At 44.1% G+C, this 24,730-nt stretch carries 20 protein-coding genes; all 20 read right to left on the bottom strand.

The genetic code is table 11. The annotated features are described in order from the left end of the window. Window positions 1-13: 13 nt before the first annotated feature. Window positions 14-988 (bottom strand): biotin/lipoyl-binding protein, encoded by a 975-nt coding sequence (locus BCU91_RS11155; protein ID WP_102439991.1) that lies wholly within the window; start codon window positions 986-988, stop codon window positions 14-16. Further along, a complete protein-coding gene (locus tag BCU91_RS11160; RefSeq protein WP_102475501.1) occupies window positions 978-2,378 on the bottom strand; it encodes a TolC family protein in 1,401 nt (466 codons plus the stop codon). The genes BCU91_RS11155 and BCU91_RS11160 overlap by 11 nt, the downstream gene beginning before the upstream one ends. Window positions 2,379-2,571: 193 nt before the next feature. Then, window positions 2,572-4,020, bottom strand: coding sequence for a metalloprotease TldD (gene tldD, locus BCU91_RS11165; RefSeq protein ID WP_102439992.1), 1,449 nt, complete (start codon window positions 4,018-4,020; stop codon window positions 2,572-2,574). An 89-nt stretch (window positions 4,021-4,109) separates the two neighbouring features. Next, on the bottom strand, window positions 4,110-4,940 hold the full coding sequence (locus BCU91_RS11170) for a carbon-nitrogen hydrolase family protein (RefSeq protein WP_102475462.1): 831 nt from the start codon (window positions 4,938-4,940) through the stop codon (window positions 4,110-4,112). After that, entirely contained in the window at window positions 4,864-9,246 is a 4,383-nt protein-coding gene (locus BCU91_RS11175; RefSeq protein WP_241904072.1) for a YhdP family protein, read from the bottom strand. Before BCU91_RS11175 ends, BCU91_RS11170 begins: the two co-directional genes overlap by 77 nt. Next, window positions 9,246-10,736, bottom strand: a complete 1,491-nt coding sequence (gene rng / locus BCU91_RS11180) for a ribonuclease G (RefSeq protein ID WP_102439994.1) — start codon at window positions 10,734-10,736, stop codon at window positions 9,246-9,248. The genes BCU91_RS11175 and rng overlap by 1 nt, the downstream gene beginning before the upstream one ends. A gap of 94 nt (window positions 10,737-10,830) precedes the next feature. Then, on the bottom strand, window positions 10,831-11,418 hold the full coding sequence (locus tag BCU91_RS11185; protein WP_102439995.1) for a Maf family protein: 588 nt from the start codon (window positions 11,416-11,418) through the stop codon (window positions 10,831-10,833). 2 nt (window positions 11,419-11,420) lie between these two features. Further along, entirely contained in the window at window positions 11,421-11,909 is a 489-nt protein-coding gene (gene mreD / locus BCU91_RS11190; RefSeq protein ID WP_102531486.1) for a rod shape-determining protein MreD, read from the bottom strand. After that, window positions 11,906-12,808, bottom strand: coding sequence for a rod shape-determining protein MreC (gene mreC, locus BCU91_RS11195; protein WP_102439997.1), 903 nt, complete (start codon window positions 12,806-12,808; stop codon window positions 11,906-11,908). The genes mreD and mreC overlap by 4 nt, the downstream gene beginning before the upstream one ends. Before the next feature lie 63 nt (window positions 12,809-12,871). After that, on the bottom strand, window positions 12,872-13,921 hold the full coding sequence (locus tag BCU91_RS11200; RefSeq protein WP_076538556.1) for a rod shape-determining protein: 1,050 nt from the start codon (window positions 13,919-13,921) through the stop codon (window positions 12,872-12,874). Between the two features lie 309 nt (window positions 13,922-14,230). Then, the gene (locus tag BCU91_RS11205) at window positions 14,231-18,094 is read right to left on the bottom strand and encodes a DUF6701 domain-containing protein (protein WP_102531487.1); all 3,864 of its coding nucleotides are present in this window, start codon (window positions 18,092-18,094) and stop codon (window positions 14,231-14,233) included. Window position 18,095: 1 nt separating this feature from the next. After that, window positions 18,096-18,575, bottom strand: coding sequence for an MSHA biogenesis protein MshP (locus BCU91_RS11210; RefSeq protein WP_102531488.1), 480 nt, complete (start codon window positions 18,573-18,575; stop codon window positions 18,096-18,098). Next, a complete protein-coding gene (locus BCU91_RS11215) occupies window positions 18,565-19,431 on the bottom strand; it encodes a type II secretion system protein (protein WP_102531489.1) in 867 nt (288 codons plus the stop codon). The genes BCU91_RS11210 and BCU91_RS11215 overlap by 11 nt, the downstream gene beginning before the upstream one ends. Continuing rightward, window positions 19,431-19,958, bottom strand: coding sequence for a type II secretion system protein (locus BCU91_RS11220; RefSeq protein ID WP_102440001.1), 528 nt, complete (start codon window positions 19,956-19,958; stop codon window positions 19,431-19,433). Before BCU91_RS11220 ends, BCU91_RS11215 begins: the two co-directional genes overlap by 1 nt. Next, window positions 19,948-20,460 carry a prepilin-type N-terminal cleavage/methylation domain-containing protein gene (locus BCU91_RS11225; RefSeq protein WP_241904073.1) on the bottom strand — a complete coding sequence of 171 codons (513 nt, stop codon included), beginning with the start codon at window positions 20,458-20,460 and terminating at the stop codon, window positions 19,948-19,950. Before BCU91_RS11225 ends, BCU91_RS11220 begins: the two co-directional genes overlap by 11 nt. Before the next feature lie 180 nt (window positions 20,461-20,640). After that, window positions 20,641-21,150, bottom strand: a complete 510-nt coding sequence (locus BCU91_RS11230; RefSeq protein ID WP_102531490.1) for a type II secretion system protein — start codon at window positions 21,148-21,150, stop codon at window positions 20,641-20,643. Window positions 21,151-21,579: 429 nt separating this feature from the next. Further along, window positions 21,580-22,089 (bottom strand): prepilin-type N-terminal cleavage/methylation domain-containing protein, encoded by a 510-nt coding sequence (locus BCU91_RS11235; protein ID WP_102531491.1) that lies wholly within the window; start codon window positions 22,087-22,089, stop codon window positions 21,580-21,582. A 121-nt stretch (window positions 22,090-22,210) separates the two neighbouring features. Further along, window positions 22,211-22,825 carry a type II secretion system protein gene (locus BCU91_RS11240; RefSeq protein WP_102531492.1) on the bottom strand — a complete coding sequence of 205 codons (615 nt, stop codon included), beginning with the start codon at window positions 22,823-22,825 and terminating at the stop codon, window positions 22,211-22,213. Between the two features lie 130 nt (window positions 22,826-22,955). Further along, on the bottom strand, window positions 22,956-23,474 hold the full coding sequence (locus BCU91_RS11245; RefSeq protein ID WP_102531493.1) for an MSHA biogenesis protein MshF: 519 nt from the start codon (window positions 23,472-23,474) through the stop codon (window positions 22,956-22,958). A gap of 37 nt (window positions 23,475-23,511) precedes the next feature. Continuing rightward, entirely contained in the window at window positions 23,512-24,729 is a 1,218-nt protein-coding gene (locus BCU91_RS11250; protein WP_102531494.1) for a type II secretion system F family protein, read from the bottom strand. Window position 24,730 lies beyond the last annotated feature (1 nt).

The raw sequence follows: 24,730 nt of genomic DNA on the forward strand, positions 1-24,730 counted from the left end.
GTAAATGCTGAGATTAATCTAATGTCAGTAATACTGACATGCCCACTCTAAGATCATCAATGGCTTCATTGGGGCGCAGCTCGACTTGAAAAGTACGCATATCAAAGTCGTGACCACTTTCAGTGGAGCGCCAAGTCGCAAAACTGCCCATCACACTGATGTGCGCCACTGTAAAGTCCGTGGTCAGTTTTAATGCCGGAATGGTTAGCGACACAACATTGCCCACTTTAAACTCAGCCAATTGGTCTTCACGTAGTTGCAATACGGCCCAGGCATCCGACATATCAATTAAACTGACCACAGGAAAACCACTTGGGGCTAACTCGCCAGCTTGTAATAACACGTCACTGACCTCAGCCACTTTAGGCGAGCGCATTTGGCTGTCGGCTAAAATGGCATTCACTTCTTTGACTGCACCTTCTGCCATACGGGCATTACCCGCCGCAGCAGCTTTAGTCTCGACTCGCGCGCCTTCATCGGCCATTTCATACATAGCTAACGCCGCTTGCTCAGTGTATTTAGCTGCTTGCCATTGGGTAAAGGCTTCATCGCGCTTTTGTCTGGCAACCACTCCTTCATTAAACAAGTTTTCAACTCGCTGATAGGTGGTTTGCATTAACTCTGTCGCCGCCTTAGCTTTGAGCCATTGCTCCTTTGCTGCGGTAACTTGCTGTTGTCTTGCGCCGTTATCCGCCTCTTGTTGCATGGCATTAGCGGCGTCACGACCGCCCTCCGCTTGCATTAATTTAGCGGCTAATTCCGGGCTATTAATGGCAAATAATAAGTCGCCAATGGCCACTTTGTCGCCGCGCCTAACCATGACTTGCTCAACGCGGCCGGGCACTTTAGAGGAGATATTGTATTCTCTGGCCTCTATTTGCCCCTGCAATACACTGGGTTTAGGCTCAAATGCCAATCTCAAGCCGTTAGCTAATATGCCCACCAAAAAAATAATGGCGATAACTGCAATAATCTTATTAGCCCGCATGCTGGCTCTCCTGTAATTGGGTTCGACCGATAAATTCATCCACTTGACCGCTGATGGCCATTAATCTGGCATATGCTTGTACATAGCGATATTGCGCCCCCAGTTGCTGGGTTTTAACAGCGCTGAGTTTAAGCTCTGCATCCACCCGATCGATTGAGGTTGATAGACCTTGATTAAAGGCAAGTTCACGTAATCTCAGGTTTTCGGTAGCGAGAGCTAAAGAGGCATTAAGGGCGTTAACTTCTTCATCTGCTTGCTGGAGTTGGCGATAGCTTTGATCCACCAGCAGGCTTAAGTCTTGCTGAGTTTGCGCCTTAGTATGCTTAGCTTGCAACAAGGCGCTTTGGGCGGCTTTGACTTTACCGCTGCGGCCATCACGGCTAAATATTGGCACATTTACGCCTAATCCAACCATCCAGTCGGGTTCAATTTGCGAAAATAAACTATCGTCCTCGTAAAGGGTGTAATTACCGTATAAAAATACGGTGGGATGATACTTACCCTTTTCGAGTTTAATTAGCCCATTCGCTTGGGTTTCTTTAGCCTCCAGCAGTTTTAGCGCAGGGTGCTGGCTGATGGTTAACTGGCTTAAGCGCGGCAATGATGGCGGCTGCGCCAGTGAGAACAACCCCGATGTAGGAGTAGCATTGCTCAGCTGCAACATTCTCGATAAAGCAATGGTCGACATTTCATATTGGCGTTGGGAGCTGCCTAAATTAACTTTGGCATTTTCTAGCGCCACTTGGGCATTTAAGCGCTCAACTTTGGCAATCTGCCCTTCGCGCTCTAATTTCTGCGCGTGTGACGCGTGCTCGGTTAACGAATCAACCAACTGTTGATTCGTTTGCACTAAGGTTTTGGTCACTGCTACTGCAAAGTAGCGATCGACAAGCTGGGTAAACAGCTCGCGGCTGACTAAGGCGTACTGATGCTTTTTTTCTTCCACTTGGGCGGCTTGAATACCTTGAGCCGCAGTAATTTGTCCACCAGTATAAATTGGCCACATGGCTTTTAAACTGGCTCGAAAAACGTCTTGCTCGGTAAACGGGGTCACAAACAGTGAGCCGGGGATCGCACCAATGATATTGCCAAGGGCTGGCGGCAGAGCGGCGGGATCTAATGATGCAATGGGATTAAGATCCCGTAAATCAAGTTCTACGGGTTTTTCTAAGCGGGTATAACTTCCTGATAGATCAAGCGAGGGCAAACTTAAGTCTTTGCCCGCATCTTGCTCCGCTTCAGCGCGGCTGACTTCTTGAGATTGCGCCTTTAACTTATCACTGACCGTTAGCAGTTGTTGCCAAGCCTGATTAAAAGCCAAGGGCTCAGCCTGAGCTGCGCTAATAACGCTGATCCCCACAACTAAAAATGCGGCAAAACGACTGCACATAATGCGATTACAAATGACCAAATAGCCCATTACACCACCCTGATTAGATTTTTTACTCTATGTTATTAGCAAGTCGTGACTAACTTTACTTTTTACATCAACAACAGTTAGTTAAGTGTAGCTAAATATAAAGCAATGTCGATTAGAATGGCCTAAATAACTAAGGTGCTATTAAGGCACCTTGGTTTCATTGTTAAGCAGTGCCGCCAACGGTTAAACTGTCTAACTTCAAGGTAGGTTGCCCCACCCCAACTGGTACACTTTGACCATCTTTACCGCACACGCCGACACCTTGATCTAAGGCCAGATCATTACCCACCATAGATATTTGGCTCATGGCTTCTGGACCGTTGCCAATAAGCGTAGCCCCTTTAATTGCTTGGGTGACTTCGCCATTTTCAATCAGGTAGGCTTCTGAGGCTGAGAACACAAATTTGCCTGAGGTAATATCCACTTGGCCGCCACCAAAATTAGGCGCATAAATGCCTTTCTCTACTGACTTGATCATTTCTTCAGGCGTTGAAGTGCCAGCTTCCATATAGGTATTAGTCATACGTGGCATTGGCAGGTGCGCATAAGATTCACGGCGGCCGTTACCGGTTGTCGGCTCGCCCATTAGACGCGCATTAAGCTTATCTTGCATATAGCCCTTTAAAATACCATTTTCGATTAAGGTGGTCTTTTGGGTTGGCACCCCTTCATCATCAATACTTAATGAACCACGGCGATTAACAATGGTGCCATCATCCACTACGGTAACTAATTCTGAGGCCACTTGCTGACCGACTTTACCGCTAAAGGCACTGCTGCCTTTACGGTTAAAGTCACCTTCTAAACCGTGACCTACTGCTTCATGCAGCAATACGCCAGGCCAGCCGTTACCCAGTACTACGGCCATTTCACCTGCTGGGGCATCAATAGCATTGATATTCACTTGGGCTTGACGCACCGCTTCACGGGCAAAGTCAAAACACACAGGTAAACCGGCGTCATCAGTTGCCATAAATACGCTGTAATCATGACGACCGCCGCCACCTGCACTACCGCGCTCACGCTTACCGTTATCTTCTAAAATAACACTACAATTAAAGCGCACTAACGGACGAATATCCGCCGCTAAGGTGCCATCACTGGCAGCCACTAAAATTTCTTCATGTACGCCAGACAAGCTCACTACCACTTGAATAATGCGGCTATCTAGGCTACGAATATAGGCATCAGTTTGCTTGAGCAAATTAATTTTTGGCGCTTCTTCCATGGCCGCTATGGGGTCATCACTACTGTAAAGCTTATGGGTGTCATGACGTTTAAAGGCATGTACTTTGTGCTCTTGGCCCGCCAAGGCAATGCCTCTTGCCGCTTCTGCTGCTGCGCGTAATGCTGCTGGATTAATTTCATCAGCATAAGCGAAACCGGTTTTCTCGCCAGTAATGGCACGAACACCGACTCCGCGCTCAATATGAAAGCTACCTTCTTTGATAATGCCATCTTCAAGCGCCCAGGTTTCATGGCGGCTGCCTTGAAAATATAAATCTGAAAAATCAATATTATGCTGATGAATAATGTTCAGATAATCTTGCAGCCCGTCAAGGGTGAGTGCGCCTTGTAATAAACTTTGTTCTACTTGAGCTAAAAATGGCATTAATTCTCTCTTTAAGCCCCATGGCCTGTATGTGGATTCTTGTCTCACCGAACTTAATTCATCGCTCGATATGTTAGCTAATTCAGTATTTATTTTAATTGGGGCGCAATAAAGCGATTGTGCGCCGCCACTGGAATTTGTTGTCTTATGGTCGCTAAGGCGGCTAAATCAAGCTGGGCTTGCACCCAACCTAGACCGGTCTTTTTCTCAGCGATAATCTTGCCCCAAGGGTCTACTATCATACTTTGGCCCCAGGTTTCTCGGCTACCTTGGTTATGCTGACCCCATTGATCGGCAGCCAGAAAATAACACTGGGTTTCAATCGCCCTTGCTTGGATCAAGGTTTGCCAATGGGCTGCGCCTGTTACCTTAGTAAATGCAGATGGCAAGGCAATAATTTCTGCCCCCGCTAACCTTAATGCCCTGAATAAGTCAGCAAAACGTATATCGTAGCAAATGGCTAAGCCTATCTTGCCAAATGGGGTGTCAATGACAGTGATACGATCCCCTGGGCAAAAAGTATCACTTTCTCGATAGGATTGCGTTTTATCGGCAACCTCAACATCAAATAAGTGTAACTTATCATAGCTGCCTAAGGTATTGCCTTCATCATCAAATAAGTAACTGCGACTATAGACCCTAGCTGCATCTGCAGAAATCGGGATAGTTCCGGCCACCATATAAACATGATGACGCTGAGCTAATGCGGCCAGTTGCTGTTTAAGTTTGCTGGATTCTTCCACAGCAGCAACAGCTAATTGCTGCTGCTCGTGACCACCAAATAGCAAACTGCACTCAGGCAGTACTACCAGTTGCGGTTCATTAGCCTTTCGAGGTAATACACTAAGCTGCGAGTCGATAAAGGCCAGATTGGCTTTGACATCTGTGCTGCTTTGACATTGCAATAAACTGACTTGCATTGGCGCCTCCTTGGCATTGTCGATGATACAGGCTAAAGGACACGATATTGGCTGCGGCCTCTGTGGCTGCTTCATCTGCTTTTAGGTTTATGTCAGTAGCATCTACTTCATTAACACCAGCGTCATTAACACCAGCGTCATTAACATTAGCTTTATTAACATTAGCTTTATTAACATCAGTTGCATTCGGCTGATTTTCAGAGCGGTTTAGTTCTACACTCTCAGCTTTAGAGCTAATAGCTTCCGAGCTTACCGTACCTGCCCCGACCTTATCAGGGCTGACTTGTGTTGCTGGCGTTCTTGGCAAAATTGATTCTGGGATTTCGATTTCTTTACTTTTTCGCTCAAGTTCTTCTAATTGTGGCTCGGTCATAGTACCACCAAGGCGAAAACGAATTTCAGAAATAACCTCAATCACAGGCTCTAATACCTTGGTCAAGGCAAAGGCACCTAAGCCTAAAGTCCATGCGCTGGTACTAAGTAATACCACTGTAGGCACACTTGATGCCAATTGCGGAATAAAGCGAATATCATAATTTAAACTTTGGGTGGTTAAATCAGTATAACCACGCACTTTCATATTACCGGCAATCGCATCCATTTCAGTGTCAGTGGTTTTAACCACACCGTTATCGATATTAAGTGAGCCCCCGAACGAGTCAAAGTGCAACCCTTTACCAAAGACATCTGAAAAATCTAAAGACAATTTACGTACAATAGAATCTAAGCTAAATAGCGAGAATATACGGGCACCTTTGTCACTAATTTCAGATAAGTAACCTTTGCCCATATCAAAACGTAATTTACCGTTTAGGGTGTCTAATGAGAAACCATAAGGCGGGCCCTGCCATGAAAACTCACCAACTAAATCAAGGGGGGCGTCTTTTAAGCCGGGGTTAATCCCAAGGACTTCTGACAATGCATCAAATTTACTGGCTTTCAATTTAACATCAAACTTAGTCAGGTTTTTGCCATCTTTAAAGGTCCAATCGCCAGTAGCTTGCAAGCTAACAATGGGCCGGGTGAGGGTTAATGTTTGAAAGCGATAACCGTCTTCATAAGGAATACCCTGCAGCACTAAATGGCCCAGACGCCTATCGTAGATGCCAAAATCATCCACATCCACAGCTAATGGCGGTAAATTATCGAGCATATTATCTGGGCTGAACTCCGCTTCTTCAGCAGGTTTAACCCTGGGCGTTAAATGCAATTTACTGGCAACAACTTTTAAGCCTTGTTCACGCCAACTGGAATAAAAATCAATCCGCCCATCAAATTCTTGTGACAAAACATCAAAACGCCATACATGCTCTAACGGCTTGGCGCTAAAACTCAGTTGATTAAAGTCTTGGGCTAAAATATCTAATTTACCCACCTTGGCATCAATTAACGCTAGCGGCGGGAAGAAGCTAGCTTTTTGCCGCGTTAGGGTAGCTTCTGTGGTGCTAGGCTGGTTTTCAGTGGGCGCTGAGGTTTCCGCTGCATGGGCTGTCACAGTATCAACCACGGCTGACTCAGCTGCAGGCTTATTGGCAAAAATACTGGCCATTTCCTCTTCAGTATTTACCAGTGCCGCAGCCGTGGTATCTGGAAGATCGATACTTGAGCTTGCCTTATCGGTAAATTGACTGATGATCGGCAGCCACTGAGTCAGCACCGCATCAGGTAAATCAATAATGATATGACCTTGGTCTTTGGCAAGCTTGTCGCCTAACTTAAACTGACGCCCCAAGATCAGATCATAATGGGCTAAATTATCACCACTTTGTTGATTGAAGCCGCCCCAAAACTCAGCTTGTTTCGCTAGTTTAAGCCCCAATGAGGCCTGTTTATTATCGCCAATAAGCTCTGCACTTAATCGGGTAGGCGTAGCGGCTGCTTTTGTAAACGGCGCAGGTAAGGATAATTCAGCGCCAACTAAGTCTGAGTTAAGCTGTACTTGCAGGCTGTAACCTGTGGCATCAAATATCATAGTGACCCCGCCATCCCAATCCAGTTGACCGGAATAATAGTCAGATAACGGGTTATCAATATAATCAGGTAGATTGTCTAAATCCCACAATCCTTTTAAACCAACGCTTAAGGCTAAATCATCAGCTGAGGTTTTGTTGGTGCCAAAATCAAATGTCAGTGGCTGCTCAAATAAATCTGCGTTGATTTGATTGCCGTTAACTTCAGCATTAATAAATGCCACAGTGCCATTTACTTTTTCCAAGTTAAGCCCTGGTGTGGCGATAAACACCTGGTTATCGTTAAAATGAATTAAGCCTTTATTGTCAGCAACACCGCCCTCATACAGCGGAATGGTTAAATCTAAATCACTGATAATATCCCCTGAAATTTGTACCACATCCAAGGTCGTCCCCACAGATGATTGCAAAGGCGAGTTATCAATAAGCGTTTTTGCAGCCGCTGCTGTTGCCGCGATTTCAGCTTCAATTTTTAAGGTGGTATCTTTACCCATAAACGGAATATAAACATGGGCGCCAGCAGCATTTACGTCTAATAATTTGCCCTTATTAATCATGATATCCATGGCGGCATTTTCAAATAAGGCATATAAGCTCAAATCATCAACTTTGGGCCAATCAGGCTGAAACTCAAATGCGCCGTCATTAAGGTTAAACCCAGCTTGAAAAATACCTGAACTGTCTTGATAAGGAAAACCGCTTAGATCACCATGCCACACAACTTGCGCATCAGGAATATGACCTTTGAGAATAGCCTGGTTTAGATAACTGACTAAATCATCACTCATGGTTTTAAGAGGGAAATAACGCCCTGCATTGGCAGCATTGCTGATAGCCACATTAGCATTTAACGCCAAGTGCGCTTGCGCAGCCATATCCAGCTGCATTGATGCGGCGAGATCAATATCATCATTGTAAAAATGGACTTTGGGTAAGGTAAGCCGTGATTTAGCTAAACTATACTGCGCTTTAAATGCATCAGCCGATAATGTTAGCGGCGCTTCAAAACCATCTTGAAAATCTAGCTGATATTGCTGCGCAGGAAACTCGGCACTTAATAGATTATTAGCCCAAGAAAGGCTGCCATCAATGGGTTTACTGCCGGGAATATTCCCCGCAGCTTGCCATTGCAGTTGTTTAATATCAGTTTTAAACAATAGCGGTTTATCGGCAACTTTGAGTAATTGCAGTGGCCCAATACTGCCCTGTGGTTGCAATTTGCCCCATTGCTCAACCCCTTTAAGGCCCATTGACGGGATTAACGGCAATAATGGTGTCAGCATTTCTGGGGCGATTTGATTAACGCTAACGGATAAGTCACGGTAGTTGGTTTTTAAAGATAGTTGTAATTCAGGCCAAGCTTGCTCATTTGATTTTAAATCAAGGTCATAGCTATTAACCTGCCAGCCGTTATCACTGGGCTGCCAAGTTAACGCGCCGCCACCAATTTCAAATTCCTGTAGTTCAGTTGCACCATGCCATTGCAGCCAACTTGGCTCAAAGACCAATAAACCAGTATTAATGGTGCGGTGTTCAAACCCAAGCCAGGCTTTTAAATTTACAATGCCTTCAAATTCAATGCTATCAAGCTTTAACTCTTTATCATGCTGCCTTGATGCCCATTCCCCTAAGTCCAAAGACTCAGCCGAGACATAGAGTTGACCTTCAAGCTCATCCGGGTGATAACCGCTACCATTCAAATCGACTCTTAACGCCAGTAGCTCTTTTTCTGAAGCCTGTTCATCAAGATGGATAAACCCTTTGGCTTTGTGGGTATTGCCCATATTATGCCAAGCTAGATTACTAATGAATATTGGTCTGTAATCATAGTTTTCACTCAATAATTGCAGGGTGCCATCACTGATTGAAAAGGTTTCTAATTGCTCTAACAATAATGCATAAAGCCAATCGAGATCACTAACTGTGCTTGAGGAGGCGTCTGATACAGCGAGATCATCCAGATTAAGAGCGACTTGAATACCATCAAATTTGACGGTTTCGATTTGAGGGGTCAGAGTCAGTAATGTTTGCCAAAAGTCGAGCTTAAAGTGCACTTTTCTGGCAATCACGGTCACAGGTATAGCTTGCTGCGGCGGGATCACGATATTACTGACGGTTAAAGCGGGGCCATAGGCCTGCCATTCAGCAGAAACCTCACCCACTTGAACCTCAAGCTGATATTGCTGATATAAATAATCAACAATTTCTGAACGCACTTCAGGTAAATGTGGCAGTAAACCGCGGATAAGACTGACCGCTAGCGCGAATAGTACCAAGACTACGGCTACTGATTGAAAGCATATTCTGCACGCAATTAAGGTTTTACTCTTGGGCACTACACCATCACCACGTCATACTTATTTTGGGTATATAAGGTTTCATTTTGCAGTCTAATACGTTTACCGATATACACTTCAAGCTCGGCTAATAAATGCCCTTCTTCATTGCTTAAGCTCTTATAAACCGCAGGCGAGCAATACAATAAAAACTCATCTGCTTGGTAAGCACGATTCAAGCGAATGATTTCTCTAAACACTTCATAAGAAACAGTTTCAACGGTTTTCATTGAGCCAGTACCTTGGCAAGCTGGGCACTCGCCGCAGACGACGTGCTCTAAACTTTCACGGGTGCGCTTACGGGTCATTTCCACTAAACCTAAACCCGAAAAACCGCTGACACTGGTTTTAACTCTGTCGTTCGCTAAAGCGCTATTTAAGCTGTCTAGCACCCGCTTTTTATGTTCATCATTTAGCATATCAATAAAGTCGATAATGATAATGCCACCTAAATTACGTAACCGCAGCTGCCTAGCAATCGCTTGAGTGGCTTCAAGGTTAGTATTAAAAATGGTCTCGGCTAAGTTACGATGTCCCACAAAAGCGCCGGTATTAATATCGACTGTGGTCATAGCTTCAGTTTGATCAATAATTAAATAGCCGCCAGACTTTAATTCGACTTTACGCCCCAATGCGCGCTGAATTTCATTTTCAACGTCATAGAGTTCAAAAATAGGTGCTGGCCCTGAGTAATGCTCAAGTTTTTCGGCAATTTCAGGCATAAACTCTTGCGCAAAACCCTGCAGTTCTGCAAAAGTGCGTCGAGAATCCACTTGAATATGGTCAAGTTCGGCGCCAACAAAGTCACGAATAATCCGCACCTGTAGGGCTAAGTCTTGATACAACAAAGTCGCGCCTTTGCGCTTTCTACGTTCACAAACTTTTTTCCATACCCGTCGCAAAAACGCCGCGTCTTGAGCCAGTTCATCATCGCCTACGCCTTCAGCAGCGGTGCGAATAATAAAACCACCATCTTCATCAACATAAGGTTCGGTAATCGCTTTTAAGCGAGCCCGCTCAGTCTCTTCTTCAATCCGCTGAGATACACCCACATGGCTTGAACCTGGCATAAAGACTAAGTAGCGTGAAGGCAAAGTAATATCTGTGGTGAGACGAGCACCTTTAGTACCAAGAGGATCTTTGACGACTTGCACTATGATGTCCTGACCTTGCCTGACTAATTCGGCAATATCACGCACCACAAAGTTGCCTTTTTCAACATCGGCAACACATTCGGTATGGGGAACAATATCTGAGGCATGTAAAAATGCAGCTTTTTCAAGACCGATATCCACAAAGGCAGCTTGCATACCAGGTAGCACCCGACTGATTTTACCTTTGTAGATATTACCGACTAAACCACGCTTCATACGTCGTTCAATATGGACTTCTTGCAGAACGCCATGCTCAACCAGTGCGACTCTCGCTTCTGTTGGCGTCACGTTAATCAGTAATTCAGAGCCTTTTTTACGCTGAGCTTTAGTTTGCATAAGCCACCTGTTTAACGTCTTGTTATACGATATGGGTTATCGAGCCAACTTCTGCAGCTCAGTGTCAAAGACAGATAACCTAAAGGAGTGTTATTTATTTAATCAGGTTCATTTCAGTGAGTAGTTCGCGAGTCTCTACTAACGGTAACCCGACGACGGCAGAATAACTGCCAATAATGGTCTTTACAAAACAACCACCTAACCCTTGAATACCATAAGCACCGGCTTTATCCATTGGCTCTTGGGTATCGATATAGGCATCAATAGTCTGGGCGGATAACTCACAAAAGGTCACCGCCGTTTGGCAAAGCCTTGTTAAGGTTGTAGTGCCATTAGTCACTGCTACAGCTGTCATTACTTGATGGGTTTTCCCCGACAATGACGCTAAAATAGCTTGGGCATCTTGTCTGTCTACTGGCTTACCTAAAATCTGCTCACCTAGCACCACTATCGTATCTGAGCCTAATACTTTGGCATCGTCGATGTCAGTACATAAAGCTAAGCCTGCTGCGGCTTTTTCTTTGGCTAATCGCAGCACAAAATCGACTGCTGACTCACCAGGGATAAGTGATTCATCAATATCTGGAGCCACTTGTTTAAAAGAAAATCCAGCATCTGAAAAACCAGCTTGGGCCAGTAATTCTTTACGGCGTGGCGATGTTGAAGCAAGAACCCAACTCATACTTAGCGAACCTTATAACGTCGACGAATGTTGCGTAACACCCAAAAAAACCACCACCACATGAAAATACTGGATATCGCAGGTAGGAACATCGACCAATCGAAGCCAACCCCGTTAACCACAAATTCGACCCAATAAATAATCAAATGGTATAAACACACAAACAGCGCCACCAATATAGACTGCTGCCAGCGGGTAAAGTTACGTAACCTTTGCGATTGAATCACAATAAGATAAATGACAATCGAAAGTGCTAACGAGCGCACCCCTAAGGTCGCGCCAAGCAGCACATCAAGCAGCACGCCAACGACCCATGCGGTAAGTACGCTATAACGATGTGGCAGTGCCATCGCCCAATAAATCATAACCATTAACAACCAATCTGGTCGCCAAGCTTCAACAATGGGCGGCAGCGGCATGATTTGAAACATCATACTGACAAAAATGGTGATCAACACCACCATGCGGCCATTGGCAATATGCGCACTCATTGGCTCACCTCAGTATCGGTCACTAATTCAGCATCTGCCTCAAGGGGAGGAATATCGGAGACTAATGTTGGCTTGAGAGACTCAAGGTCTTCATCAGGCCAAATCAATAATACATAACGGATACGGTCTAAGGCCGCTAATGGCTGCGCAGAAATAACTGAGTAACTTTGGCCAGCATCACGAGAAATGTTCATCACACGTGCCACAGGGTAACCTTCAGGAAAACGCTTACCAAGACCCGATGTCACCAGTAAGTCACCCACTTTAACGTCGGTACTTTTAGCCACATGGCGTAATTCGATTTCATCGATATCACCGGTGCCCTGAGCAATGGCGCGAACATCATTACGAGTAATTCGCACCGGAATACCGTGGCTGGTATCAGTCAATAATAATACTCGACTGGTAAGTTCACTCACTTCAACCACTTGGCCAACAACGCCTTTGGCATCGACAACCGACTGGCCGACGAATACCCCTGTGCGAGCGCCGTGGTTAAGTACCACATAATGCCTGAAAGGATCGCTTGCCACTTCCATCACTTCTGCGACAACTTTACGCGAGTCCATGTGCACCGGTGAGCCGAGTAAGGCTCTAAGGCGCTCATTTTCTTGTCTCAAGTGTTCAAAACGTTGTAAACGCTCAGACATCAGTAATTGCTGGCGCATCAACTCTTTGTTTTGTATTGCCAACATATTACGGGTAGCAATAGAATCGGCAGACCAATCCAGCATCACACCAGGGACATTAGCTAAATATTGAAGCGGGCTTAAAACAGAAGAAATGGACTGACGAAGAGGTTCTAGGCGATCATTAGCGATAAGTAATACCACCGACAAGATAATTGCCAGTGTTAATCTAAATTGTTGCGATATACCACGAACAAAAATTGGTTTCATAATTATCAGGCGGTGACATTTTAGCTATAGAAGTCAAAATATACACCGCCATTGGTTCGCTCTTTAGTTCTCTTCAGAGAATAAGTCGCCACCGTGCATGTCGATCATCTCTAGCGCTTTACCGCCACCACGAGCAACACAGGTTAGCGGATCTTCAGCAACCATCACCGGGATACCGGTTTCTTGCATGAGCAAACGGTCAAGATCACGCAATAATGCGCCACCACCGGTTAATACCATGCCACGCTCTGAGATATCAGAAGCTAGTTCAGGTGGAGACTGTTCTAATGCCACCATCACTGCACTTACAATGCCAGATAATGGCTCTTGCAGCGCTTCTAATATTTCGTTGCTGTTAAGGGTAAAGCTTCTTGGAACACCTTCTGCAAGGTTACGACCACGTACTTCAATTTCAAGTACTTCGTCGCCAGGATATGCAGTACCAATAGTGTGCTTAATACGCTCAGCCGTTGCTTCACCGATTAAGCTACCGTAGTTACGGCGTACGTAGTTAATGATGGCATCGTCAAATTTGTCACCACCAATGCGTACTGATGACGAGTAAACCACACCGTTTAACGAGATAATCGCCACTTCAGTAGTACCACCACCAATATCAACAACCATTGAACCTGTAGCTTCTGATACTGGTAAACCAGCACCGATTGCAGCAGCCATTGGCTCTTCAATTAAGTAAACTTCACGCGCACCAGCGCCCATGGCTGATTCACGAATTGCACGACGCTCAACTTGTGTTGCGCCAACTGGCACACAAACAAGGACACGCGGGCTTGGACGGAAAAAGCTATTGTTATGCACTTGCTTAATGAAGTGCTGTAGCATTTTTTCAGTCACGTAAAAGTCAGCAATTACGCCATCTTTCATTGGGCGAATTGCTTGAATATTTCCAGGAGTACGGCCTAGCATTTGCTTTGCATCTGTACCCACAGCAGCTACTGATTTTTGTCCGCTGCTGCCACGCTCGCCACGAATCGCGACCACCGATGGCTCGTTTAGCACGATCCCCTCGTCACGAACGTAAATTAATGTATTTGCCGTACCTAAATCGATCGATAGGTCATTTGAAAAAACGCCACGCAGCTTTTTGAACATGTATCTAGCCTGTATTCTGTATCGTCAGAAGAAAGAAAAATCAGGTAACTTTATCAATGCCGCTGGCTTTCCACAAGACCGAACAGGTTAACAATCGCTAATCTAGGGTTTTTTTTTCTATATTAGGCAAATTAATTAAATTTTGACTTAAAACAGCCTATAAACGCTGAAAAAAACATCAAAAACCAACCTCCATGGAATCGCGATATCCAAGACTCACGGCTTAACAGCAGTAAGTTTTGGTCAGCGTTAGCTCAAAAGTAGTATTAATGACATTAAGGCAAATGACCTAAGCGCTAAAATCAGCAGCTAACGGACTTCGCGCCAATAGATAATCCGATCATGACCACGATAGCGACCAAAAAAAGCGCTAGCTCTTGGGTCATAAAGGGTGGTGGAAGATAAATCGTCCCAATCCCAATACCATTGCAGCCACACTGGCACAGTTAAAGGCGCGCTAACTTGGCCTCTATAATCATTAGGGCCAGTGATAAGTGCATTCCATAACAAGGTAAACTCACCGTTAGCAAAACTGCTTGATTGACCAGTTCGCTCAATCGCTTGGCCAGACGTTAATGCCGGTTCAAATTGATAACCCAATGCAGCATCATCAGTTTGACGAGTTAATGCTGGCGTAACCACACTACAACTATCTTCGACATTTGTAGCCCAGTCACTGCCATTCCAATATTCAGCACGAATTGGCATTTTTAGGGTATCGTTTTCAGCACCATAGGTATTATCCATCACGATGCGTCCATGGCGAAAACGCTGAGTAGAAAGCAATTTAGCATCACAATTGCTGCCACAAATGCCCGAGGTGGCCGCATTCATATCAGGGTTGGCCACAAAGGCGAAATCACCATCGTTGTCATCGACAATAACCCCAATATCAAAACTGTCAAAAGGGCCATCTTTACCAGGAGCAGCAAGCCTGCTCAGTGTCGCCATATAGCTACTATCCACAGTTGCGACACCTGCAACCCAAGAGCTTGCGGATATTGGCAATGCGCTCAAGCGATTGCGTTTGTCATCGCCATTATCACTGTCTTCACCCACTAATAACGCAGTGGCTTTAGAGAAATTGCCTTGATAATTTTTAGTTACCTCACTGCCAATATTAAAGGCACTGATATTCATTGCCAGTGGGAATGGCTGGTCCATATAACTAAAGCCTGTGCAGCTAGGTAAAACACTCACGCCACTAATGGCAAATCTATCAGGTACAAAGCGGCCTATATTGCCCGAGCTTGCCAGTGGGATATCGTAAAAACTTGAACCTTCATAAGTGGATGGCGACTTAACTGTAAACTCAAATACCCCTACTTCACTGATAGATTGCGTAATAGTATTGGTATTATTAGTCGCAGCAATATGGTTGTAATTACCAATACTAAGACTGCCTTGCTCACCAGGTATTGGCGACACCAGTTCACTGCCCAAAGTCATCCCACTATGGATATAGTTAGGCGTAGTTAAGTTGTCACAAAAATCGCCATCATTATCAGACTGCCAAGCCATACCTTGTATCGTTAAATCAAACTCCTCACCGGCTTTTTTATATACATTGCAACTGCTATCGCCCGCTGCACAGCTAGCATTGGCATCAACAGGTTTAACGCATAAACCCACAGGAAAGCTGACAAATGAGTCTGCGCCCACCATCACTAATCCATCTTCCTCGCCAGTGCCATCGTATTGCGCATTTAATTGCATCTGACCCGCATCAGGGTAATTCACGCTAATATCCGCTTCGCCATTAGCATCAAAATCCAGCGATATCAGTGTGCGTGCGCCAACGGATGTCCCTATATCAGTTGCTGCGCCATTACCGGTTACTGCAACTTGCGCCCCAGATATAACTGAACTCGGCGAAACGTAATCGCTCCAAAAGCCTACCTCTTTTGTCACATCAGCAAATTGCGGCACACAGGCTTGTGAAGCAACATCTTTTTTCACCGCAGAAACGCTAATACCAGAGGCAGGTTTATTCGCCAGCTTGTCCGGCACAGTAAAAATAAAGCCGCTGTCAGCAAAATTAAAAGTACATTGCGCTGCTGTGGGGGTATTACCGGCAATGCTACATAAAGTGGGGTTAATGGGGGTAGGCACTGAATTAATAATCCCAACGGTCACACTACCCGTAGTGTTGCGCCTTAAATCAACTTGAGTCGAGTCACTAAAGCTAACACTATTGCCGCCAACCCAGCCTCCGCCACCAGTAATAGTTGCTGGGCTTAAGTTCGCTGATACAGTATCTGAAACCGTGGTGCTACAACTGGCATCAGCGCAAGCTTTCAGGGTTAATGTTTCTGCTGTACAGGTTAACGCTGAGCCTGAGTGGGTATATTCAAAATGATCTATGGCTGCGGTTATCGCAGTCGTTTCAAGAGCGACAAAGCTGTAATGTTCCCAAATATGACGGCGATCGGGATCGCGATAAGTATCTTCATCAACCACCATACTGACTGTATCATTGGTCAACTGACAACGGCGCAGCCAGCCTCCATCACCGCCACGTCGACTGGTTTTTCCTGACACTAAGACTGGCGCATCGCTAAAGCCCGTTAAACTAGTGGTGAAGTTACACTGATAATCTAAGTCCTGAATATTTGCTGAAGTGAAAGTCTGCGCATTACCAAAATGAAAATTTGTACTTTCACCATTTAACTCAATAGTACCGTTACCTGCCTTTAACGACATATACGCTACGGTTTCGGCTGCAATCTCATCATTTTCCAATCTATCTTCCATGCACCGATTCGGGCTGGTAAGCCTAACCTCAGATGCTTCTAAAGCAACTTCAGCCCCAGTCGTTGTAAATTGCGAGGTAGTGGTAAGCCAACAATTATTAACCTGAGTTTGTATTTGGTGCAAAAAGATATCTTGGGTGTCGGGTAATATCACATCGGTATAAGGTGAGTTTGATCCAATTAGCGCATCATCTACAGCCACAGTTCCGGCGATCAATTCGGTGCCATTGGATAAGTCATGGGTGCCTTCTGTAACTGCAATCCAGTGCACCTCTACCATATTGTTAGAATCAACCTTTCGCCTTGCTGGTGAAGGCGGCTCTTGCTGCTCCCAGCTAAAGCCAGATGTGGTGACACTGCCTTGTTCTAAAAAGACTGAAGCGGGGCCATCACCATTTGCATCAGTTTCAGAAATGGTCGGCATTAAAAAGATTAGCGGTGTTGAACCTGTGGGGAAAGGCGTCTCAAAACTAACACTCCCTGTTGTAGCTCCAGTATTCGGATCAGTTATAGATATAGACTTACCGTATTGAATATGGAATGGAATGACGGGATCTGGTGGGAGGTCACAATTCGGTATAACATCGATATTTGCAGCAGTACCGGAAAAGGTTACATTTGAACTACCCTGTAAGGTGACATTTTCTCCTGTTACAGCCCCTTCTAAATTCGCACTACCTGAAACAATGGCCTCCCCCTCAGAAACGACATAACCTGTTAAGTTCGCGCCGCCATTTAAAGTGAAGTCACCATAGTGATATAACAAGAAGCGCTCTGCATCATCAATTAAGTTTAAGTTAAAATGAGTATAATCATTCTTAACAAAGAAGCTCACGGTACCAGAATCAGGAAAAATGAGTGTCACGTTCGGGTTTAAAAATAATGTCTCAATCCAATACTGGCCAGCAGTGAGCTTTAACGTACCATTACCAACATTCAAACTTTTTATCCTAAATACCGCAGATTCGTTATCTGAAGTAAACTCGACACTATGTGAATCGGCCATAACAGGAGCAATATTGCGGTACTCACCTTCAGGTATTGCAGTAATACTTCCCGACGTCGCTGTAACATCTTGATTGCTCGATGATTCACATTGAGAAAACTCAATCCTATCTGTGGGTAAAGAGGCTATGTAATTGCCCGCTTTACAATTTTTAGCATTGTCATTTTCAGGGATACACCCCTTATAATTTGAGGCCCCTCCTTGAACATAATTAAAGGTAGGAAGCTGCCCGTTTATCGGCGCATTTTTTATTGTCGCAGTATTTAAATTTATGATACCTGCTGAAGTGTAATTATTTACTCCTTCCTTAAACGTTTCACTCCAATCTGCATTCGCTGAATTCAATGAAATTAACAGTAAAAATATCCCAATATTAAGTTTAGAGACAAATGACAAATAGTCTTGTTTTAACATACTAATCACCACGGGCTTCTACCTCTACCTGACGATTAACCCGCAGGCAATCTGTTGTAGCTGCATCACCACTACAATTACCGGTTTCACAAACTGCATAGCTAAGAATGCTGTATTGGGTCACGCCGTTAGCCACCGTTGGGTTACAGGCCAAAAAGACTCTACAGCCGTGGAAACCAATTGTTGATGGAGCGCTCCATTCATGACGTACTGAATTGCAAACACCAACCCCACCAGCAACCGGAAATAAGCTTGCTAATTCAGCATCTGCGCCGCTATTGGCGGCAAATAAGGCTCTGGCGCCCCACACTTCAAGATTGACGGCATCATCACCATCTTCCAGCATCCGAATTAATGTGCCCGCCAATAAAAACATGACGATTAATACAAAAATAGCAATCACCAAGGCGCTGCCGCGCTGGCGTGTTGCCATTAAGCCGCTATTCAAGCTAGATGTATTTTTTGGGGAGTTATGGAACATTCGTCACCTTAACTTGATGCTGATATTTGAACGTTTCGCCATTAACACTAAATCTGGGTTCAATATGGACTATGGCATTTCGCATTAGGTTTTGTTCAGTCAGTTTAATAGCAGGCTCTAGTAGCAGATTGTTACTAACATTTTCTGCCATCAATACCGCAGTGCCCATTTGCGATGGTGCGGGCTGACTCGCTATATAGCCATAGTCAGCGTAACGATAAAGTTTTACCTCACTATTGCCTATAGGGCTTTCAAAACAATAACTAATAGGCTGACTGGCAAAGTAGATACGTTTAATTGGCGACTGCTCGGCAAATTGAGCTAGGCCAGTAAATGTTAGCGTAAGCACATTGGCTGAACTTGAACTTGATTGCAGTTCAAAGCGTTTGTTTCTGCTGGCTTGATATACATCGTTAACGCCGCTGCTATTGCTAGCGAGTGGATAAACCAGCGCATATTGCCCTGCGTTAATGCTAATGCCATTATCAATCACTGTGCCGCTGACAAGGGCATCATCAGGGTAAATGGGCAGCTCAAGGTAACTGGTGCTGGAATCAATGGGCAATAATTCAATACATTGATAACTGCCACCTGTTGCAGTGCGTAATCTGACGCTATTTGGCACTGCATTACGAATATCGCGAGTCATACGCTCAACCGCAAAACGGCTTTGGCTAAGCACTTGATCAATTGAGCTTGATTCAACAAAAATACGGGTGCCAAAAATAATAAAACCGCTGACTCCAACCACCAGTATGCCCAAAATCAAAATAACCGTGACCATTTCAATTAAGGTAAAACCGACCTGTTTCGCGCCTATTTTTGATAAAGGTTTTGCCCGTTGCAGTATGCCCATTAGTAATTACTCCTTACCGCTTGGTAAGTGATCACTTCACCAGCAGGTGTAGTGACATCTACAGTAATTAATTTTTCGGCTTGGCCGTTAAGGTATGACACATCAACTTCTAACTCATAGCCCAAATACACCTCGGCGTAGGTCTGGTTTGAGTCAAGCATGAGACTGCTAATATTCAAGCCTTTGTAATCATCCACATCATTGAAATTATTACGGCTTTCACCGTTTGGCCCCAGCGTGGTTGAACAAGCTACCCCAGCAGCAGAATTACACGCTGGTATACCACCATTTGGATCGGTATTTTCATCAAAGCGCTTACCCCAAATCTCATTCATCACCGAATGGGCAAGCTCAGCAGAGCGAACCCGTGAAAGTGTTTCAACGGCGCGATCAGCTTGGGGTAACAGCATTGAGGTCATCAGTACAATGGATATGCTCAACACAAGCATACCCACCACTAGTTCAATCAAAGTAAAACCTGATTTTTTAGTTGTAAAAGCATTAAATGGGGATAATTTATAAGCCATGAATATAGCCCTCAGATTCCATTGCAATACCTAAGGTTTCATCGGCTACGGCATTAAAACACAAGCCTGAGCAATTGATGTTTGAGCGGCCATAATTATCAAAATCTAAAAAGAAGGTCGTCGCGCTTGTACTGGCCAGCTCGATATAAGCGCCACCCTGAAAAGCTTGTTCCACTTCTGTTCTCAACAGGTTTGCGGTATTACAGCTTGCGGAGGCGGTGTTAATCGTTTGCGAATAGTGGCTAAGCTGATAACCCGTTGGCGACACACTAATACGATAACAACGATCGCTATTATTCATTGCTCTTAACTGCACTTGGCGCAGCTCACTAATAAATTCGTTACGCAGAGAATACGCGCTATAGCTGGACTGGGGGATGAGCCTTGGGATCACAAACACAGCAATAATCCCTACGATTAGAATCGTAGTCACCAGCTCAACTAAGGTAAAGCCACAATGAACGCGTTTATGTTTAAGCCCGAGTGAAAAGATCGTTACCACCTATCAAAAAGTAAATCAGTTATATAGTATGGCAAAATATAGCATAAACGTCTTGATATCCTTTATTAAAATTGCCATTTAGCTGATTGACAATGTTAGTCAGTAATTAGCTTACATACTGGAATCGTGCCAATAAAAAAGCCTGCAACAGCAGGCTTTAGTTTTGAAGCTTATTAAACATTAACAATCTGAAGCAGAAGGAAAAGGTTGGTAAGTTGCTGGTGTGGTCGCAGAAACAACAGCTATACCACTTTCAATAGTGGGTAACTGCCCCTCACCTTGCGCCTGAGTATAATTTAAATAACAATTTACAGGGGCACCTTTTTGTTGAATTTTTACCGTACCATCCTTATCTGTAATATCCCACTCATCTGCAGATATATCTACTGCATTAACAAGATCCAAAGCATTACCAGCGGTATAACCGTAAACAACATTCAGTAGTGTTCCAGTGCCAATATTTACAGTAGCTTTCCCGTCGTCATCACCTTTTTCAGCACCAGCTAAAACCGATTTTGAATATACAAGGCTATTAGCACCTTGAATCGCCGCTTTTACACCTTGTAGCGTTGATACGCGTGCATCACCTTGCAAATTAATAAATTTAGGTGCAGCTGTTACCGCTAAAATACCTAAAATGATAATAACGACAACTAATTCAATTAGCGTAAAACCTTGTTGTTTTTGCATAAATACGACCTATAGATACGACAATATAAAATATGGATGCCTAGGTTTTTTCCAAACTTACTGCGCTTGAGTCAAGCAAGGTAAGTGGCTAAGCAATGTTCTCGGTTTAATCCTTAATGGCGAGACTTGTTAAATAAACAACCTTTACCTAACAAGGGCGTCAATTATCTCACTTCGTCAAATTTCTGTCCCGCATAACTCGGTATCAGTTTGTATCATTTATATTTAAAGCAGATAACCTTGCTGCTTTTGCATAGATAATAACCTTGAACAATTTAAACAAAAAAATCAATACCTTAGAAAATTTGCGGCCACGATTTTATCACCCCATCATGGCCACCATGTGCCACCAAGGTTACACAGCAGCAAAATATTTTCTTTTAAACACAAAAAAGCCTGCAGAAGCAGGCTTTTTTAAATTTAACTAAATTAACACTTCGTAGCGTCCGTTTCAGCTTCATATTTTGGTAAAGTTGTTGTACCAGCAGCTTGTGTATAAACTAATGAGCACTCCGCAGGAGCACCAGCCTGCCAAATCTCTACGCTTCCAGTGTCTACTTTGATTATCCATTCTTCGGTATCCGTAGGGTCAGTAGGTTTACCATCTTCACCTATAGCAAACTCTACTTCCATTGCTCGTTCTAAATCAGCTTGAGTCGCAGCAGTATAACCATAAACAATATTGTGATCTGCTGTTCCAGAACCAATATCAATCGTTGCAGTACCACTTTTTTCTTCACCAGCTAAAGCAGCCTTAGAATAAACTAATGTATTCGAACCTTGAATTGCCGCCTTCATACCAGCTAAAGCAGAAACACGCGCATCACCCTGCAAATTAATAAACTTAGGCGCTGCGGTTACCGCTAAAATACCAAGAATGATAATAACTACTACTAGCTCAATTAATGTAAAACCTTGTTGCTTACGTTTGATCTGCATAATGTCGACCCTCTTTAAAAAATAAAATTTATGGCATTTACAACATTACTGAATAATCCTTATTCAGTAATTAACTATTACTTTCAGCGTGATTAAGGCTTTAGTTACCTTAATCATTAAACTAATCGTTACTAAAACTTAGTACTTGGCCAGTACCTGGATTATAAGTCACACCCTTTGCACCCGCTGTGGTTAAATCAGGTACTGGAGATGGTCTGCCATTACCTGGGTCCAAAACTAATGATGCCACTTGGTGATAAACACATAAGTCGATATTCGCCACTGTGCTGCCATCGATGCCGGTGGCTGGTCCACCCACACCGTTTTCAACTTTTACGGTATAGCGTTGATCGCGAGCATCCTCATTAAAAATGACATTTCGAGGTGCACTTTGCAGTACGTTATCAAACACTTCTTGGCATGTTTGGTTAGTCATTGCTGTAACACTGGTATTGCCACTATCGCTACTGCCTGTCGGGAAACCAAAGCGGGTATCCAGTGACACGCTAGTACCATCTAAAATAACAGAAGTATTTCGGCGACCATCAACTTCCCACTGGGCGCGAACAAAACCCACCGCAGTCGCCAAACCACCAGCAACACCTTCGACACTGGCGTTTTGCGCATCTTCAGTGACATTTAAAAAACGTGGAATTGCGGTTGCCGCTAACAAGCCTAGAATGACGATTACGATAACCAATTCGATTAAAGAAAAGCCTTGTTGCTTCATTTTCATATAAAATACCTCTATTGAGACTGACACCTGTTTTAATTGCAGTCTTATTACCTATTGTTAACGAGCTAAAGCTTATATGTAAACAAATTTTAGCACTTAATGTAGATTAAACACCTATATCGATTAAAATTTAATCTGACCCGGTAAAAATAACCCGCCCCGATGAAACCTGATAACTAATGCTACCACTTTGCGCTGTAGCGAAATGACAAATCTCTAATTCGGTTTGGTAATTTACCTTAACTCCCATATCTAGCAAGTTTCTTGCCATCAATTGTTGCCATAACTCAACACAACCCTGTGCGGAGGCGGATTTTAGCATTGGCCAGCCAAAAGTCGACATCAAAATAATATTATCCTCCCCAGCCAGCTTATCATTTTTAAGTTGTTTAGCTGAACCTGACGCTAGGTTTTCCCAACTTAACTTCAAGCGCTGAGGCTTGCCCTGACTAAGCCACTGGCTTTTTACCATCGCCAGCACATACAGCAGCCGATTATGTTCTCGGTGGATACTTTGAGCGCCGATACTCTCGACGCTTGTAAAATGTTTCGCACCGATAACAACCATAATCACGAGCACTAAGGTGATGCTGATAATACGGATATAGCTCTTAACCAAATTATTTTCTGATTGCTGTTGTTTTTGCATTATGCAATTAACTCAAACATTGTGGCGTTATGCATTGTTAGCCACCTTTGACCACATTGAGCATATCCCACATTGGCAGATAAATACCCAAGGCCAAAATTAATACAATGCCTGCTACAAAGCCAATTAAAATCGGCTCTAATTTGGCGGTTAAATTCTTTAAATCGTAATCCACTTCACCTTCATAAAAATCAGCAGCATCATTAAGTAATTTATCGATTTGACCGGTTTCTTCGCCTACTGCCACCATCTGCAGCACTAATGGTGTAAATAAACCACTGTGGTTTGACACCCTTAGCATTGATTCACCAGATTCAATTCCGCGGCGCATGGCAACAATACGGTCATGCATATAACTATTATCTACGGCATCTGCCACTAAACTGAGCGCTTGAGTCATAGGCACACCCGCTCCCAACATCATCGAGAAACTGCGGCAGTAGCGCGATAAGGTTGAGCGTTCAATGATTGAGCCCACCGCAGGAATATGTAATTTCCATTTGTCCCATTGTCGCTCACCTTTTTCGGTGTGATGCCAATATCGAATGCTGACAATAATGGCCACTAAAACCACTGTCATTACATGCCAATAATTAACAAATAAATTAGAGGTGTTAATTAAAATTTTAGTTGCCCACGGCAGTTCGGCGCCAAAACGGGAAAACATATCAGCAAACTTTGGAATAACCATGATGTTCAACACCACCATGGCAATACCGATGGCTATCAGTACGAATATCGGATAACGCATCGCTGACTTTATTCGGCGGCGAGTCTCTTGCTCTCGTTCGATATAGCCAGATAACTGAATAAAAGCATCTTCCAATTTACCTGTGTTTTCACCCACATGAACCATAGAGATAAACAGCGAATCAAAAATATCTTGATGCTGATTCATGGCGGCAGATAAAGGGCGACCTGAGGTTAATTGCTCTGAAATATCATTAAGGGCATCTTTCATTCGTTGGGAATGCGTAGTTTCAGCCAAACCTGCAATAGCACGCAAAATTGGAATGCCAGAGCGAGTTAACGAATACATTTGCCGAGTAAAAATTTGTAGCTCTTCTAATGACACCTTTTGAGTAAAAATACCGCCAAAATTAAAAGGCTTGGTCGGTTTTACTTCACGCAGCTCAAGGGGAATAATGCCACGAGACATTAACGCATCTGCGGCGCTATTCTCGTTAGCTGACTCAATTAAGGCAGTAACGGCAGCGCCTTGGGAGTTTCGTCCTCGATACTGGAATGTCGGCATA

The sequence above is a fragment of the Shewanella sp. 10N.286.52.B9 genome (assembly GCF_002873635.1).
In the GTDB taxonomy this organism is placed as follows: domain Bacteria; phylum Pseudomonadota; class Gammaproteobacteria; order Enterobacterales; family Shewanellaceae; genus Shewanella.

What these genes read in the sequence shown, in the direction of transcription:
- BCU91_RS11215 (WP_102531489.1), bottom strand. Translation starts at nt 19,431, where the DNA reads ATGGGCATACTGCAACGGGCAAAACCTTTATCAAAAATAGGCGCGAAA.
- BCU91_RS11160 (WP_102475501.1), bottom strand. Translation starts at nt 2,378, where the DNA reads ATGTGCAGTCGTTTTGCCGCATTTTTAGTTGTGGGGATCAGCGTTATT.
- BCU91_RS11250 (WP_102531494.1), bottom strand. Translation starts at nt 24,729, where the DNA reads ATGCCGACATTCCAGTATCGAGGACGAAACTCCCAAGGCGCTGCCGTT.
- BCU91_RS11210 (WP_102531488.1), bottom strand. Translation starts at nt 18,575, where the DNA reads ATGTTCCATAACTCCCCAAAAAATACATCTAGCTTGAATAGCGGCTTA.
- BCU91_RS11245 (WP_102531493.1), bottom strand. Translation starts at nt 23,474, where the DNA reads ATGCAAAAACAACAGCAATCAGAAAATAATTTGGTTAAGAGCTATATC.
- BCU91_RS11155 (WP_102439991.1), bottom strand. Translation starts at nt 988, where the DNA reads ATGCGGGCTAATAAGATTATTGCAGTTATCGCCATTATTTTTTTGGTG.
- tldD (WP_102439992.1), bottom strand. Translation starts at nt 4,020, where the DNA reads ATGCCATTTTTAGCTCAAGTAGAACAAAGTTTATTACAAGGCGCACTC.
- BCU91_RS11200 (WP_076538556.1), bottom strand. Translation starts at nt 13,921, where the DNA reads ATGTTCAAAAAGCTGCGTGGCGTTTTTTCAAATGACCTATCGATCGAT.
- mreC (WP_102439997.1), bottom strand. Translation starts at nt 12,808, where the DNA reads ATGAAACCAATTTTTGTTCGTGGTATATCGCAACAATTTAGATTAACA.
- BCU91_RS11230 (WP_102531490.1), bottom strand. Translation starts at nt 21,150, where the DNA reads ATGCAAAAACAACAAGGTTTTACGCTAATTGAATTAGTTGTCGTTATT.
- BCU91_RS11170 (WP_102475462.1), bottom strand. Translation starts at nt 4,940, where the DNA reads ATGCAAGTCAGTTTATTGCAATGTCAAAGCAGCACAGATGTCAAAGCC.
- BCU91_RS11185 (WP_102439995.1), bottom strand. Translation starts at nt 11,418, where the DNA reads ATGAGTTGGGTTCTTGCTTCAACATCGCCACGCCGTAAAGAATTACTG.
- rng (WP_102439994.1), bottom strand. Translation starts at nt 10,736, where the DNA reads ATGCAAACTAAAGCTCAGCGTAAAAAAGGCTCTGAATTACTGATTAAC.
- BCU91_RS11220 (WP_102440001.1), bottom strand. Translation starts at nt 19,958, where the DNA reads ATGGCTTATAAATTATCCCCATTTAATGCTTTTACAACTAAAAAATCA.
- BCU91_RS11235 (WP_102531491.1), bottom strand. Translation starts at nt 22,089, where the DNA reads ATGCAGATCAAACGTAAGCAACAAGGTTTTACATTAATTGAGCTAGTA.
- mreD (WP_102531486.1), bottom strand. Translation starts at nt 11,909, where the DNA reads ATGAGTGCGCATATTGCCAATGGCCGCATGGTGGTGTTGATCACCATT.
- BCU91_RS11205 (WP_102531487.1), bottom strand. Translation starts at nt 18,094, where the DNA reads ATGTTAAAACAAGACTATTTGTCATTTGTCTCTAAACTTAATATTGGG.
- BCU91_RS11240 (WP_102531492.1), bottom strand. Translation starts at nt 22,825, where the DNA reads ATGAAAATGAAGCAACAAGGCTTTTCTTTAATCGAATTGGTTATCGTA.